Annotated in this window: 12 protein-coding genes and 1 pseudogene; 10 read left to right on the top strand and 3 right to left on the bottom strand. The window is 39.7% G+C overall.

Annotated elements, in window-relative coordinates:
* Positions 1–105 precede the first annotated feature (105 nt).
* Positions 106–531 (top strand): helix-hairpin-helix domain-containing protein, encoded by a 426-nt coding sequence (locus CYO90_RS10790; RefSeq protein WP_103578727.1) that lies wholly within the window; start codon positions 106–108, stop codon positions 529–531.
* Positions 532–958: 427 nt separating this feature from the next.
* On the opposite strand, the gene CYO90_RS05195 is transcribed toward CYO90_RS10790, so the two are convergent.
* Both CYO90_RS05195 and CYO90_RS05190 read right to left on the bottom strand, forming a co-directional pair.
* Positions 959–1,300 (bottom strand): hypothetical protein, encoded by a 342-nt coding sequence (locus tag CYO90_RS05195; protein ID WP_103578726.1) that lies wholly within the window; start codon positions 1,298–1,300, stop codon positions 959–961.
* Between the two features lie 2 nt (positions 1,301–1,302).
* Positions 1,303–2,625: an NFACT RNA binding domain-containing protein gene (locus CYO90_RS05190; RefSeq protein WP_103578725.1), complete on the bottom strand. Its 1,323-nt coding sequence runs from the start codon at positions 2,623–2,625 to the stop codon at positions 1,303–1,305.
* Positions 2,626–2,824: 199 nt separating this feature from the next.
* Between CYO90_RS05190 and CYO90_RS10500 the strand changes: the two genes are divergently transcribed.
* The 4 genes and pseudogenes from CYO90_RS10500 to CYO90_RS05175 all read left to right on the top strand — a co-directional run bounded on the left by CYO90_RS10500 (position 2,825) and on the right by CYO90_RS05175 (position 6,780).
* Complete coding sequence (locus CYO90_RS10500; RefSeq protein ID WP_258030663.1) at positions 2,825–4,144, top strand: TonB-dependent siderophore receptor; 1,320 nt, start codon at positions 2,825–2,827, stop codon at positions 4,142–4,144.
* Positions 4,144–4,956 (top strand): annotated as a pseudogene (locus tag CYO90_RS10495) (TonB-dependent siderophore receptor); the annotation flags it as partial. The gene CYO90_RS10500 and the pseudogene CYO90_RS10495, both read left to right, overlap by 1 nt.
* 83 nt (positions 4,957–5,039) lie before the next feature.
* Positions 5,040–6,305, top strand: coding sequence for a 3-isopropylmalate dehydratase large subunit (leuC, locus tag CYO90_RS05180; protein ID WP_103578724.1), 1,266 nt, complete (start codon positions 5,040–5,042; stop codon positions 6,303–6,305).
* A gap of 7 nt (positions 6,306–6,312) precedes the next feature.
* Entirely contained in the window at positions 6,313–6,780 is a 468-nt protein-coding gene (locus CYO90_RS05175) for a hypothetical protein (RefSeq protein ID WP_103578723.1), read from the top strand.
* Positions 6,781–6,950: 170 nt separating this feature from the next.
* Here the strand turns inward: CYO90_RS05175 and CYO90_RS10490 are convergent, their stop codons facing one another.
* Positions 6,951–7,106 carry a hypothetical protein gene (locus tag CYO90_RS10490; RefSeq protein ID WP_258030662.1) on the bottom strand — a complete coding sequence of 52 codons (156 nt, stop codon included), beginning with the start codon at positions 7,104–7,106 and terminating at the stop codon, positions 6,951–6,953.
* Between the two features lie 200 nt (positions 7,107–7,306).
* Here CYO90_RS10490 and CYO90_RS05165 point away from each other — a divergent pair, with 200 nt between their 5' ends.
* The 5 genes from CYO90_RS05165 to CYO90_RS05145 all read left to right on the top strand — a co-directional run bounded on the left by CYO90_RS05165 (position 7,307) and on the right by CYO90_RS05145 (position 13,215).
* Positions 7,307–7,870: a molybdenum cofactor guanylyltransferase gene (locus CYO90_RS05165; protein ID WP_103578722.1), complete on the top strand. Its 564-nt coding sequence runs from the start codon at positions 7,307–7,309 to the stop codon at positions 7,868–7,870.
* Positions 7,863–8,825 (top strand): phospholipase A, encoded by a 963-nt coding sequence (locus tag CYO90_RS05160; protein ID WP_103578721.1) that lies wholly within the window; start codon positions 7,863–7,865, stop codon positions 8,823–8,825. Before CYO90_RS05165 ends, CYO90_RS05160 begins: the two co-directional genes overlap by 8 nt.
* A gap of 165 nt (positions 8,826–8,990) precedes the next feature.
* Positions 8,991–10,385 (top strand): GntP family permease, encoded by a 1,395-nt coding sequence (locus CYO90_RS05155; RefSeq protein WP_103578720.1) that lies wholly within the window; start codon positions 8,991–8,993, stop codon positions 10,383–10,385.
* Complete coding sequence (locus CYO90_RS05150; RefSeq protein ID WP_103578719.1) at positions 10,382–11,512, top strand: glycerate kinase family protein; 1,131 nt, start codon at positions 10,382–10,384, stop codon at positions 11,510–11,512. Before CYO90_RS05155 ends, CYO90_RS05150 begins: the two co-directional genes overlap by 4 nt.
* Positions 11,513–11,715: 203 nt before the next feature.
* Positions 11,716–13,215: a flagellin B gene (locus CYO90_RS05145; protein WP_103578718.1), complete on the top strand. Its 1,500-nt coding sequence runs from the start codon at positions 11,716–11,718 to the stop codon at positions 13,213–13,215.
* The last annotated feature ends 183 nt before the right edge of the window (positions 13,216–13,398 follow it).

Below are 13,398 nucleotides of genomic sequence, written 5' to 3'. Positions count from 1 at the left end.
CTTATAATTTTACAATCGGCACAGATTATTAATTTTTATTTTAAATTGACTTAGCATGTTAAATATGTTAAACTCGACATCCAATCTAACTTAAAAAGGACAAAAATGAAAAAAGTTATGTTATCGTTATTAGTAGCAGCTTCTACAATGTTTGCAGCTGTAAATTTAAATACTGCTTCAAAAGAAGAGTTAATGAGCCTAGATGGTATAGGTGCTTCAAAAGCAGATGCTATTATTGAGTATAGAAAGACAAATAAATTTAACTCGATAGAAGATCTCAAAAATGTAAATGGCATAGGTGATAAGACATTTGAAAATTTAAAATCAGAAATTTCAACATCTGGCGAGACAAAAATAGACGAAACAAAAACTAAAGCAAAATCTAAAAAAGATGAGCTAAAAGAAAAAGTAAGTAAAAAGAGCAGCGAAGTAAAAGAAAAAAAAGACAATGCTGAAGATAAAGTAAAAGAGAAGAAGGAAAAAGTAAAAAAAGAGGCTAAAAGTAAAGCCAAAGAGAAGATAGAAAAGTAAAATACAAATTACTCTTAAAAAGGAACGCTAAGCGTTCCTAATCCTTCTTATATTTATCTTTTTTATTATTACTTTTTTGTATTTTATGTCTTATTTAGTTTTAGCGAATAATTTCTAATTTATTCTTATGCAAATCAAGCTGTATTTAATGCAGTTGATAGTTCATTATAATATTAGAAGATGATCCGAATTTAATGCTGGCAAGGGTGCAGTATTTACCATAGATGACACTGAGTCAGGCTCTTAATGCGAAAACCGTTGTGGATAAAACTGGCTTTGCGTGAACTAAAGAATTGGTATGTATTACAACGAAACAAAGCATGGAGCCAAGCTAGTTGCATGCTGGACACTTAGTAAGAAATAGATAAATTTATATAAGATTTGGTTAAAGGCGCAGAGTTTAGAGAGAGTTTGCCTACTAAATTAACTATATTGATATATCAAGCATATGATGTTCTTCTATGTCACTTTCATCATCTTTTTCATCTTCCAAATTCTCTTCATCTTTGGTTTTTGCGTTTTGCTCTTCATTCTCAAACTCGCTCGCCTCTTCTTCGCTCTTTTGACGTTCGTGCTCTTTTTCAGGGTCTATTTTATATGACTCCTCCATCGGACGCACCTCTTTGATCTCCTCATTTTGCTGGGTAGCTAGCTCAGATGCCATTAGCGCTTGCATGTCAAAGCGTGCTTGCTGGTTTGCATGCACCTGCGAGACGACTGGGGCATTTTGGTTGATGAAGTTGCTGTTTCCTAAAGGTGTTACCGCCATTTTTAGCCTTTATTTATGATGATCGTTTTGTAGTTTGTGTAAGTGACGTTTGCGCCATTTTCACGCCTCAAATTTTCACGTTTGGTGTAATCCACCTCGTATCTGCCAGCCCCTTTTACGCTAAATTCCACGCAAAATTTAGCAGCCATTTCTAGCACGTCTTCTGGCACTTTGCTCTTGTTTGTTTTTATGATGACATGAGCGCTTGGGGCGTCTTTTAGATGAAGCCAGATGTCGTCTTTTTTGGCAAGATCGAGTAAATTTATATTGCCTTTTTCATTTCTGCCAACTAAAATTTTAAACTCTCTAACGTAAAAAATTTCAGCATTTTCGCTCACATCTTTTATCTGTCTCTCTCTTTGTTTTGCCTTGTTTTTTGGGCTTAAAATTTCAAGCTCGTAAGCGCTTTTTGCCTCTTTTAAAAGTGACTTTAGCCCTTCTAAAAACTCGATCTTTTCACTTAAATTTCTCTTTTCTATCTCCACTCCAAGGGCTTTTGCGCGAAGTTTTTTTGATCTTGAGTAAAATTCATTTGCGCTATTTTTTGGCGTGTCGCTAAGAGTTAGTTTTATCTCGTTGCCGTTAAAATCATTAAGAGAAATTTCTCTCTCATAGCCCTTAAAATTTGCCAAATTTGCAAGCAAGAGCGTGCCATAGTTTGCAAACTCCTCACTCTTTTTCATAAGCTCATCTTTATTTTCAAGCGAGTTTAAAATTTCACTCATGCTATCTATCTTTTTTTGCACGCTAGCAAGCTTTGCCTCTTTTAAGCTAGCTATCCTAGCCTCATTTATCCTGGCTGCTTCACTTTTAAAAAATTCCTCAAAGTCAGTTATCGGCTCGCACGGCTTTTCTTTGATGGCGATAGCTGGCAGCTCTTTTAAAACCTCGCCAGTTTCTATCTTGCGGTAGCTATTGTCGATATGTCTTAGAGCCTCGATGATAACGTTATTTTCATCAGTTATCACAGCGTTTGTAAAGCGGCCGGTAAATTCAAGATAGAGGATGAAATTTTCGCTTTTATATGAACCACTTTGCGTGCAGGTAAATTTTAAAATTCTATTGTCTTTTAGGCACTCGACGCTTTTTATATGTGAGGCGTTAAAGCGTTTTTTTAGGACATTATCAAAGGGTGCTTGATAAATTTTCGCCTCTTTTAGCTCGTCATCTTTATAGATAGCAGAGTTTGACTTATTTAGATCAAAGATGATCTTTTCGCCGCTAAATTCGATAAGTATAGCCATGTCGCTTACACGCTTTGCCTGGCTTATCTTTTTAAATTTTGATAGATAACTTGCTGTTTGAACTAAATGTGCGTACTTCATGCGGGGATTATATCAGAAATGTTGCAAAAATGTTTTAACAAAGAATTTATGTTTTGCCTTTTATTTAAGCAGCTAAATTAATTTTTATAAAGTCTATTTCTTATTATAAACACAATATAAATTAATTCATAAAAAATTAAATTTCAATTTTATACAATGATAATGATTTTTAAAATAATTAATTTTTAAAGGAGCCCAGTTGAGTAAATTTCGCATTAGTATCGCACTTTGTTTTGCGATTTCGGCTTTAAATGGCGCTGATGTAAATTTAGAAGGCGTGAGCGTAGAAGATAGCGCTGATGATGGTTATAGAGCCACAACGAGCGAAGTTGGCAAGACAAATACACCTATCCTTGAGATACCACAAACTGTAAATGTTGTGACGGCTCAGCAGCTAAAAGACAAAAAGCCAGAGACGCTAGCAGAGAGCCTTCAAAACGTGAGCGGCATAAGCTATGGCAACACTACAGGCGGTATTTTTGACTCGATCATCAAGCGAGGCTTTGGTGGTGGGCGTGATGGCTCTATAATGCGAAATGGCGTGCCAGCTAGCGTCATGCATAGCTTTAACAAAACCGTAGAAAGCGTCGAGGTGCTAAAAGGACCAGCTAGCTTGCTTTATAGTGCGCAAGAGCCAGGCGGCATAATAAACATAGTAACTAAAAAGCCAAAATATGACTTTGCAAATGAAATTTGGGCTGGCTTTGGCAACCGCAACTACTGGAACACGGGCTTTGACACCACAGGACCGATCGCAGAGAGCGGCTTTGCGTATAGATTTATATTTGATACGATGAAAAAGGACTATTGGAGAGAGTTTGGCGAGTATAAAAACGTCCTTTTTGCGCCATCACTGTCATATAAAGGCGATGACTACCGCATAAATTTCGCCTACACTCACGCTCGCTCAACCGATCCGATCGACCGCGGTATGTATCTCGTCCCAAACACTGGAAAGCTACTGCCTATAGATAAGAAAAGACGACTTGACGAGCCATTTAATAAGCTTAAAACAAAGCTTGACACTGCTGATATAAATTTTGAGAAAAATCTCGGCGAAAACTGGATGCTAAAGGGCGCTTATGCCTTTTCTAGGTCTCGTCATGAGTACGGTCACATCAGGCTAATGAACGTAAATTTAAGCACTGGCGTTGCATCTAGGCGAAACGAGGCGTATGATGGCTTTATCCATCGCACGCACGCAGGTTCGTTAAATTTAAATGGCTATGTTAAAACAGGCGAGCTGGAGCACAACTTGCTCTTTGGCATCGATGCAAAGGAGTACTACCGCTATAGACCCGGTGCGCTAAATAGCTATAGCTCTGGCACGACGCCAAGAAATTTCCCTATAAATATCTATAACCCAGTCTATGACACGGTAGCCTATCCGACTGATAGAGCCTCAAGTATCCAGTACCAAAAGCTAAAAACGATCGGATTTTACGCGCAAGATAGCATAAATTTGACCCAAAATTTGATCTACTCTTTGGAGCTAGATATGAATACTACGACCAAGTAGCTCGCGGCACGACTAGCGGACCAAATAGCACAGATCAGCAAGATGGCAAATTTACGTGGCAAACAGGGCTTTTATATCTGCTAACGCCCGAGTGGTCTATCTATACCAACTACGCGCAAAGCTTCAACCCACAAATGGCGATCAGCGGCGCTGACATAGGCGATATAAAGCCAGAAGAGGGCAATAGTATAGAGTTTGGATCTAAATTTCAAAACGATAGCATAACAGCAAGTGCAGCAGTTTTTAACATCAACAAGAAAAACATCATGCGCACCGTAGATGGCGTGAGTACGCCAGTTGGCGAGGCGCGCTCTAGAGGATTTGAGTTTGATTTTAATGGCCGTGTAACGCAAGGGCTAAGTCTTGGCGCTAGCTACGCATACACTAAAACCGAGGTGCGAAAAGATAGTGGTGCCTATGCGGTGCTTGTTGGCAAACCGCTTGAAGCCACGCCAAAGCATCAAGCAAGCCTCTTTGCTAACTACGACTTTAGCCATCTTGGCGCAAAAGGGCTAAGGATCGGCGGTGGAGCTAGGTATTTTGGCTCGTGGTATACATACTATATGAGGACAAATTTACCTGCAGTGCCAGCAGGAACAGCCTTTAAGATAAATAGCGCGGTTGTTTATGACGCTTTTATCAGCTATGATACAAAGATTGCAGGCTATGAGACAAATTTCTCATTTAATGTCAAAAACCTAACCGATAAGCTCTACTACACATCTTCATCGACTGGTACGCAGGCAAATATCATACCGATACAGCCAGGCTATGCTAGGCAGTTTATGCTCACTGCGTCGGTTAAATTTTAACTTCACTAAGCCTTTTGGCTTGGTGAATTTTCTTTAAATTTAGCTATTTTTGTTAAAATCGCCTCAAAATTTAAAGGAAATTTATGAAACAAACTATCACCGAGAAAATATTTTCAGATCACGTTGGCAAAGAGGTAAGCGCAGGAGAGATCATCGAGAGTAAGATTGATATGATCATAGGCAACGACATCACGACACCTATCTCGATCAAGCAGTTTGAGCGAAGTGGCGCTAAAAAGCTAGCTAACCCAGACGGCTTTGCCATCGTGATGGACCACTACATCCCGACAAAGGACATCCTAAGCGCAAATCAAGCCAAAATTTCACGCGAATTTGCCTACAAACACGACCTTAAAAACTACTTCGACGAAAAAGATATGGGCATCGAGCACGCGATTTTGCCTGAAAAAGGGCTAGTCATCCCAGGCGACGTCATCATCGGTGCAGACAGCCACACCTGTACGCACGGCGCTCTTGGAGCATTTAGCACCGGCATGGGCAGCACAGACCTAGCTTATGCGATGATCACTGGCAAAAACTGGTTTAAAGTGCCTGAAAGCATCAAAGTCGTCTTTAAAGGTAAGCTTGATAAGCACGTCTACGGCAAGGACCTCATCCTTGAGATCATCCGCCAAATAGGCGTTGATGGCGCACTTTACAAGGCGCTTGAGTTTAGCGGCGAGGTGATAGACGCTCTTAGCATGGATGATAGATTTTCAATGTGTAACATGGCGATCGAAGCTGGCGCAAAGAGCGGTATCATCGCGGTTGATGAGATCACAAAAGAGTTTTTAAAAGATAAAAATTTACGCGATAAACCAAAATTTTTCTACTCAGACGAGGGCGCAAAATATGACAAAATTTTAGAGATAGATGTCACAAACCTCGATCCAGTCATCGCATATCCATTTTTGCCAAGCAACGGCAAGAGCGTAAGACAGGCGGTTAGTGACGATCTAGCTATCGATCAGGCATTTATCGGCTCATGTACAAATGGCCGTCTAAGCGACCTTCGCATCGCAGCGCAGATCCTAAAAGGCAAAAAAGTAGCCCGCAAAACAAGGCTCATCATCACTCCAGCGACGCAAAAGATCGCAAGAGCTGCTGAAAAAGAGGGGCTTATCGACATTTTCATAGAAGCAGGAGCGGTTGTGAGCAACCCAACATGTGGTGCTTGTCTTGGCGGATATATGGGCATTTTAGGTGCAAATGAGCGCTGTATCTCAACGACAAATAGAAATTTCGTCGGCCGTATGGGCGATAGGACGAGTGAAATTTATCTAGCTAACTCGGCTGTTGTGGCGGCTTCAGCCATAGCAGGTAAAATCGCCGATCCAAGGGACTTATAAAAATAATATGGATATTTTGATATCTGACTTATTAAAAATTATACTGGGCGCGGCTCTAACAATGTGTGCGCAATGGGTGTACGCTAATCTAAACACGAAAAAAGAGAAAAATAAACTAAGGCAACAAAAGCTAGAGGAAGCGTTTATTATAGTTGGGGATATTTTAGGGGGAATACATTACAAAGTAGCCTTATTAATAAATCCAAATTTAAATATAGAAAATCCAAAATTTGAAATTGGTAAATTACACTCGCTTATCAGCTTTTATGCACCAGAATTGCAAGAGGACTATAAGGATTTTATGTCTACATATCAAGAATTTGGTCCGCTTATCCTAAACAAATTTAGCACTTCAGATTGTGATAATAAAAAAATAGAAATAGTAGCAGATGAGCTAGCGCAAATAATCTCTTCACTAAGCTCAAAAGGCAATATAATTAAAGAAAAATTAACCAAAATAGCGCAAACACTATAATAAATTAGTTGTTGTGGCGACGCAAATAATTTTATTACTGGGCCCACCACAACAACTGAATTGGCGCATTAAAACGCTGTTATAGTTGCCAAAAGTCCAAAGATTATGCCTGGGAAGTTTGCAGCAGAAAGTGGATAGTCTTTTTTGGCTTTTAGTAGGCCGTAACTTGTTCAGATCGTGCAGTTTAGCGCAGCTGCTAGTGGCTGTATATAAGGCGTTTTGTTGCTATCGAGGTTGCCCATTATTTGCGGGATGTATGAAAAGTACATAACAACCGATAAGCACGTGCCTATCCAACCTAAAATTTGTAAATTTCTTTCACTCATGTGATCTCCTTTAAAAGTAAGCCGTTATTTTCTAGCTTTATGGTTAGCGAGGTAAAAAAATTAATTTTATTCGCAGCAAAATGCTCTTTTTTTGCAAATTTAAGGGCAAAGCTTTGCTAAGTGATAATAAATTTAAAACAAGATGAGTTAGAAAATTTGGTTATACTTTTGTAATTTTTTGAAATTTAAAAGGATAAAAGATGCAAACTTGCGTCATTTTAGCAGGTGGCAAGAGCTCGCGCATGGGTCAGGATAAGACCTTGCTGCCATTTGGGGGATTTGAAACACTCACGCACTATCAGGTCGCTAAATTTAGCAAAGTTTTTGATGAGGTTTTTGTAAGCTCTAAATTTGAGAAATTTAACCCACCACTAAAGCTTATAAAAGATGAGAGCAGCGAGGATTATTCACCGATGTTAGCGCTCTACTGCGTGCTAAAAAGCTTTGATCACAGCGTCTTTATCATCCCAGCTGATATGCCATTTTTTGACCCAAAAAGTCTTGGCGAGCTGACTAAATTTAAAGATGAATTTGAGATGGTCGTGGCAGGTGACGATGAGCATATTCACTCACTTTGTGGCTTTTTTAGTCCAAGCTTAGCCCCGCTTGCACAAGAGCTTTACCAAAAAAATGAGCATAAAATCGGACTTTTACGAAAAAACTGCAAGTGCAAGATAGTAAATTTTGAGGACAAAGAGCAGTTTTTTAACGTAAATTTCCCAGACGAGTACAAAATAGCAAATGAAAAGATGAAAAATGAGTAAATTTACATTGCTTTTAAGCCTTAGTCTTACATTTTTGATGGCAAGCAGGACGGATGACTTTAAAAGGGCGCAAGAGCTTGAGCAAAGTGGCGATATAAAGGGTGCAATGCAAATTTATAAAGAGCTAGCCAAAAGCTCTTTAGGCGAGCAAGATGCGGTGCAAAATGCGCAAGCAAGCGAACCAGCACCAAATGATGCGAAGCTAAAGCAGGCTGATCTTTTAAGAGATAAAAGCGATAAAAATTTACAAAACGCACTTGGCATCGAGCTTTATAAATTTAACTACCTTTTGCCAGTAACTTACGCTAAAACTATCCCAGATGACGGGCGAAAGAGCGTTGAGACGAAGTTTCAAATAAGCCTTGCAAAGCCGCTATTTTACGATATTTTTGGTCTTAGAGAGAGCCTTGTGGCAGCATATACGCAAACTTCTTGGTGGCAGATAACAAAAACTTCAGCTCCGTTTCGTGAGACAAACTATCAGCCAGAAATTTTCTTAAATTTCGCCTCTCCAAAATACCTAGAGCAAATAGGCGTGAAAAACCTAAAATTTGGACTTTTGCATGAGTCAAATGGACGAGACGGCACCAACTCAAGAAGCTGGAACAGAGCCTACGTGCAAGGCGATCTCGTCTATGGAGATTTAACCATCTCGCCAAGAGTTTGGAGCGTGATCGGTGAAAAGAACGACAATAAAGAAATTTTAAACTACATTGGACACGGAGATCTAAGGCTTAGTTACAAGCTAAATGACCAAATTTTTAGCCTAATGCTAAGAAATAACTTACATTTTGATAAAACAAATAAAGGTGCAGCTGAAATTTCATATATGTTTCCGATATTTTCAAGCGGCGTTTATGGCTATTTGCAGTATTTTACAGGATATGGCGAGAGTTTGATTGACTATGATAGGCACACTGACAAGGTTGGTCTTGGCTTTGTTATTTTAAAATAGCCTTAAAAATTTAATCTTATAAAGTGGCTAAATTTGGGCAGATGAAGTAAATTTTAGATAAATAACGAAAAAAATTTAACTAATAGAAAAACTTAAAAATATTAGAAAAAATATAAGCAAATTTTGCTAAAATCACTAGCAAAATCTCACAATAAAGGAGTTTTCATGAGCGGTATAGCTTTGATTGTCTGTTTTGTTATAGCAATCATCCTTATGATCGTTATGATCTCAAAGCTCAAGGTGCATCCATTTTTAGCACTTATGAGTATATCTTTGGTGCTAGCAGTAGTCGCAGGTATCGATTTATCCAAGATCCCAGCGATGATAGGCGTTGGCTTTAGCGGCACATTTAAGAGCATCGGCATCGTCATCATCTTTGGAACGATCATCGGCACAGTGCTTGAAAAAACGGGAGCTGCGCTAAAGCTAGCTGACATGGTCGTAAAGCTAGTCGGACAAAGACGTCCTGAGCTTGCCATGCTTATAATGGGCTGGGTTGTTGGCATACCAGTATTTTGCGATAGCGGTTTTGTCGTCTTAAACTCTATCCGCGAGGCACTTTATAAGAAAATTTCAGCAAGCCCAGTTGCTATGTCAGTAGCACTTAGCGGCGGTCTATACGCTTCTCACGTCTTCATCCCGCCTACTCCTGGCCCGATAGCTGCTGCTGGCACACTTGGCCTTGGAGGAAATTTACTTCTTGTCATCATCATGGGTACGGTAGTTTCAGTGCCTGTTTTGGTAGCTGTTTATTTCTTTTCAAAAAGTATCTCTAAAAGCGTAACTATCAGCGACAAAGAGGCTGATGCTACGATAACAGCTAGCTACGAGGAGCTTTTAAAGAAATTTGGCAAATTGCCTTGCGGATTTTTGAGCCTTGCTCCTATCATCATGCCTATCATCTTCATGGCGGTTGGCTCTGTGATCGACGTTTTAGCAAAACAAGGCATGCTTGATAAAGCTGCGCTCTTGCCAAAGATATTTTTATTTTTAGGTAATCCTATCATCGCCCTTGCGATCGGCGTGATCTTTTGCGTATTTTTACTAGCTGAAACTAAAAAGATGAGAGAATTTGACCATATAACAAATGAATCATTAAAGATCGCCGGTCCTATACTCTTTATCACTGCAGCTGGCGGCGTTTTAGGCAATGTCATCACTGAGGCTGGCTTTGTAAATTTCATAAAAGAAAATGCCTCAACTATAAAAGCGATAGGAATTTTCTTCCCATTCATCATCTCAGCCGTGCTAAAAACCGCTCAAGGAAGCTCGACTGTGGCTATCATCACGACAGCCTCTATCATGGGCGCATTTAGCGCCGATAACTCACTCATGCAAACACTTGGCTTTACGAGCGAAATTTCAGCCGCACTTTGTGTCATGGCGATAGCATCTGGTGCGATGTGCGTATCTCACGCAAACGATAGCTACTTCTGGGTCGTGACAAACTTTAGTAAAATGACCGCAGATCAAGGCTACCGCACACAAACAGCGATGACATTTATCATGGGCATTGTTGGAATGATTAGCGTTTATATTTTATCTTTGGTGCTTTTATGAGAATTTTGGTTGCGATAGATTCATTAAAAGGCTCGCTAAGCTCACTTGAAGCGGGCCTTGCTATAAAAGAGGCGCTTGAAAACTTTTGTGACGTCGTCGTAAAGCCAGTAGCTGACGGCGGCGAGGGCAGTGTGGAGGCTATGGCTGACGCGCTTGATGCTAAATTTATAGATACCATCGTCAAAAACCCTCTTGGCACTGAAATTTTAGCTAGATATGCCCTAAAAGACGACCTTGCCATACTTGAGATGTCAAGCGCTTCAGGACTTACTCTTATAAATCCTGATGAGAGAAATCCTATGAAAACTAGCACATTTGGTTTTGGTCAGATGATAAAAGATGCCATTAGTAAGGGGGCAAGGAAATTTATCATAGGCATCGGTGGAAGTGCGACAAATGACGCTGGCACAGGCATGCTAAGCGCTCTTGGATTTAAATTTTATGACAAAAATGGCGCTTTGCTTGAGGGCAAAGGCGAAGATCTAGCTCAAATTTGCGACTTTTCAGATGAAGAGGCGCTAAAAGAGCTAAAAGAATGCGAATTTTTAATCGCCTGTGACGTGGATAATCCACTTTACGGACAAAAGGGCGCAGCCTACGTCTATGCCCCACAAAAGGGCGCAAATGGCCGCATGGTAAAGCAGCTTGATGATGGATTAAAGCACTTTGCAAGCCTTGTAAAAGAGAAAAATGGCACCAAATTTCACACGCAAAAGGGCGCTGGAGCAGCTGGCGGACTTGGTTTTGCTTTTGTTGCATTTTTGGGAGCGAAGCTCAAGCCTGGCATCGAGATCATCACGCAGACAATAGCACTTGAAGATGAGATCAAAAAGGCCGATCTTGTCATCACTGGCGAGGGCCGCATGGACTTTCAAAGCACCATGGGCAAGACCCCAACAGGCGTGGCAAAGCTAGCTAAGAGGCATCATAAACCAGTCATCGCGCTTGCTGGAAGCGTGCAAAGATGCGCCAAAGACTGCCATAAACACGGCATTGATGCCTATTTTTGCATACTAAATGAGCCAATGAGCCTTGAAGAAGCCATGCGAAAAGATAATGCCATTAGAAATTTAAAGATGACTGCCGAGCAAGTCATCCGCCTTTATATGCTAAACCATAAAGCATAAATTTAAAAAGATAGAAGCTAGATTTCTATCTTTTTTATAAATTAACAATTTATAATCTTTTTACAAAGACATTTGTCTTATACAAAGGCTAAAAATTACTAAACCAAATATTTTTATTTAAACCTATAAACTTTTTCAAAAATTACACGATATAGTTTTCATGCGGCACGAAGTCGTAACTAAAAAAATTAAAAGGATTTACAATGAGTTTTCGTATTAACACAAACGTAAACGCACTTAACACACACGCTAACGCAGTTAGCAACAACGTTGACCTATCTAAGTCACTTAACAAACTTAGTTCTGGTCTTAGAATTCAAACAGCTGCAGATGACGCTTCAGGTCTATCTATCGCAGATAGCTTAAGAAGCCAAGCTTCAGCTCTAGGTCAAGCTATTGCAAATGGTAATGATGCTATTGGTATCATTCAAGTTGCCGACAAAGCTATGGACGAGCAGCTAAAAATCCTTGATACTATCAAGACTAAAGCTACTCAATCAGCTCAAGACGGCCAAACAACTCAATCACGCCAAGCATTGCAAGCTGATATCGTTCGTCTAATGGAGGAGCTTGACAATATCGGTAACACTACTTCATTTAACGGTCAGCAACTACTAAACGGAACATTCTCTAATAAAGAGTTCCAAATAGGTGCTTATTCAAACCAAACTGTTAAAGCAAGTATTGGTGCGACTACATCTGACAAGATCGGTCTTACACGTTTTGAAAGTTCAAAGCTTCTAAATAAGATGGAAAGTGTCACATTGACGTTTAAAAACGTTGATGGTGTAAACGATGTTAAGATCGCAGCTGCTACTATCTCAACTGGCCTTGGTAAAGGTGTAGGCGCTATAGCTGAGAATATCAACAAAGTTGCAGATAAAACTGGTGTTAGAGCTACATTTGACGTAACAAGAATTATGTCAAAAGCAATCGCTGAGGCATCTATTAAAAGTTTTATTATCAATGGCGTTAAAATCGGCGACCTTGAAGTAAAAGAAAACGATAGCAACGGCGCACTAGTAAATGCTATCAATGCTGTTAAAGATCAAACTGGTGTTGAGGCTTCAGTAAATACTGAAGGTAGAATGGTTCTAACAAGCCGTGATGGACGTGCGATGAGTTTCCAAGGTGCTAATATAGATAAAGTTATTGGCGCCAAAGATAAATCAGGCTTTATAGGCAGAATAAACCTAGTTCGTCTTGATGGTCGTGACATCAAGGTCCAAGGCGGTGCTGCAGCAAACGGCTTCTCTAAAGCATTTAGTGCTGACGGTAACGGTAACGGTGGTGCTCAAGTATCTGTTTCTCTAAGAGATGTTAGAGGTCAAATAGATAAAAATGTAGCTGCTGCTATGGGCTTCCAAAGAATGAGCAAAGCTGCTATGACATCAAATCAATCTGCAGGTGTTATGACACTTCGTGGTGCGATGGCTGTTATGAGCATCGCTGAGTCAGCTCAAAAAACACTTGATCAAGTTCGTTCAGACCTTGGTTCAGTTCAAAACCAACTTCAAGCTACAGTTAACAACATAACTGTAACTCAAGTCAACGTAAAATCAGCAGAATCTCAAATCAGAGATGTTGACTTTGCTAGCGAGTCTGCTAACTTCTCAAAACATAACATCCTAGCTCAATCAGGTGCTTATGCTATGAGCCAAGCAAACAGCGTTCAACAAAACGTAATGAAACTTCTACAATAGTAGTAAATGAGGTTTTATAAAAGCTACTATAATAGTGGCTTTTAAATTTTAAGACTTTGTAGCAGTAGCAAAGCCTTAAATGTGTTAATGCTTTTACAATACGCAAACCCCCAGCCCCAAAGCTAGTCTTTGGGGTTTTATATCTACTACAAATAAAATAATAATAATAATTAATACATAAGT

Source organism: Campylobacter concisus, assembly GCF_002913745.1.
Classification (GTDB): domain Bacteria; phylum Campylobacterota; class Campylobacteria; order Campylobacterales; family Campylobacteraceae; genus Campylobacter_A; species Campylobacter_A concisus_R.
This window is presented reverse-complemented; position numbering and strand designations above follow the sequence as displayed.

Bases quoted from the DNA above. Each gene is read 5' to 3' on its own strand.
- CYO90_RS10790 (WP_103578727.1), top strand. From the start codon at position 106: ATGAAAAAAGTTATGTTATCGTTATTAGTAGCAGCTTCTACAATGTTT.
- CYO90_RS05195 (WP_103578726.1), bottom strand. From the start codon at position 1,300: ATGGCGGTAACACCTTTAGGAAACAGCAACTTCATCAACCAAAATGCC.
- CYO90_RS05190 (WP_103578725.1), bottom strand. From the start codon at position 2,625: ATGAAGTACGCACATTTAGTTCAAACAGCAAGTTATCTATCAAAATTT.
- leuC (WP_103578724.1), top strand. From the start codon at position 5,040: ATGAAACAAACTATCACCGAGAAAATATTTTCAGATCACGTTGGCAAA.
- CYO90_RS05175 (WP_103578723.1), top strand. From the start codon at position 6,313: ATGGATATTTTGATATCTGACTTATTAAAAATTATACTGGGCGCGGCT.
- CYO90_RS10490 (WP_258030662.1), bottom strand. From the start codon at position 7,106: ATGAGTGAAAGAAATTTACAAATTTTAGGTTGGATAGGCACGTGCTTA.
- CYO90_RS05165 (WP_103578722.1), top strand. From the start codon at position 7,307: ATGCAAACTTGCGTCATTTTAGCAGGTGGCAAGAGCTCGCGCATGGGT.
- CYO90_RS05160 (WP_103578721.1), top strand. From the start codon at position 7,863: ATGAGTAAATTTACATTGCTTTTAAGCCTTAGTCTTACATTTTTGATG.
- CYO90_RS05155 (WP_103578720.1), top strand. From the start codon at position 8,991: ATGAGCGGTATAGCTTTGATTGTCTGTTTTGTTATAGCAATCATCCTT.
- CYO90_RS05150 (WP_103578719.1), top strand. From the start codon at position 10,382: ATGAGAATTTTGGTTGCGATAGATTCATTAAAAGGCTCGCTAAGCTCA.
- CYO90_RS05145 (WP_103578718.1), top strand. From the start codon at position 11,716: ATGAGTTTTCGTATTAACACAAACGTAAACGCACTTAACACACACGCT.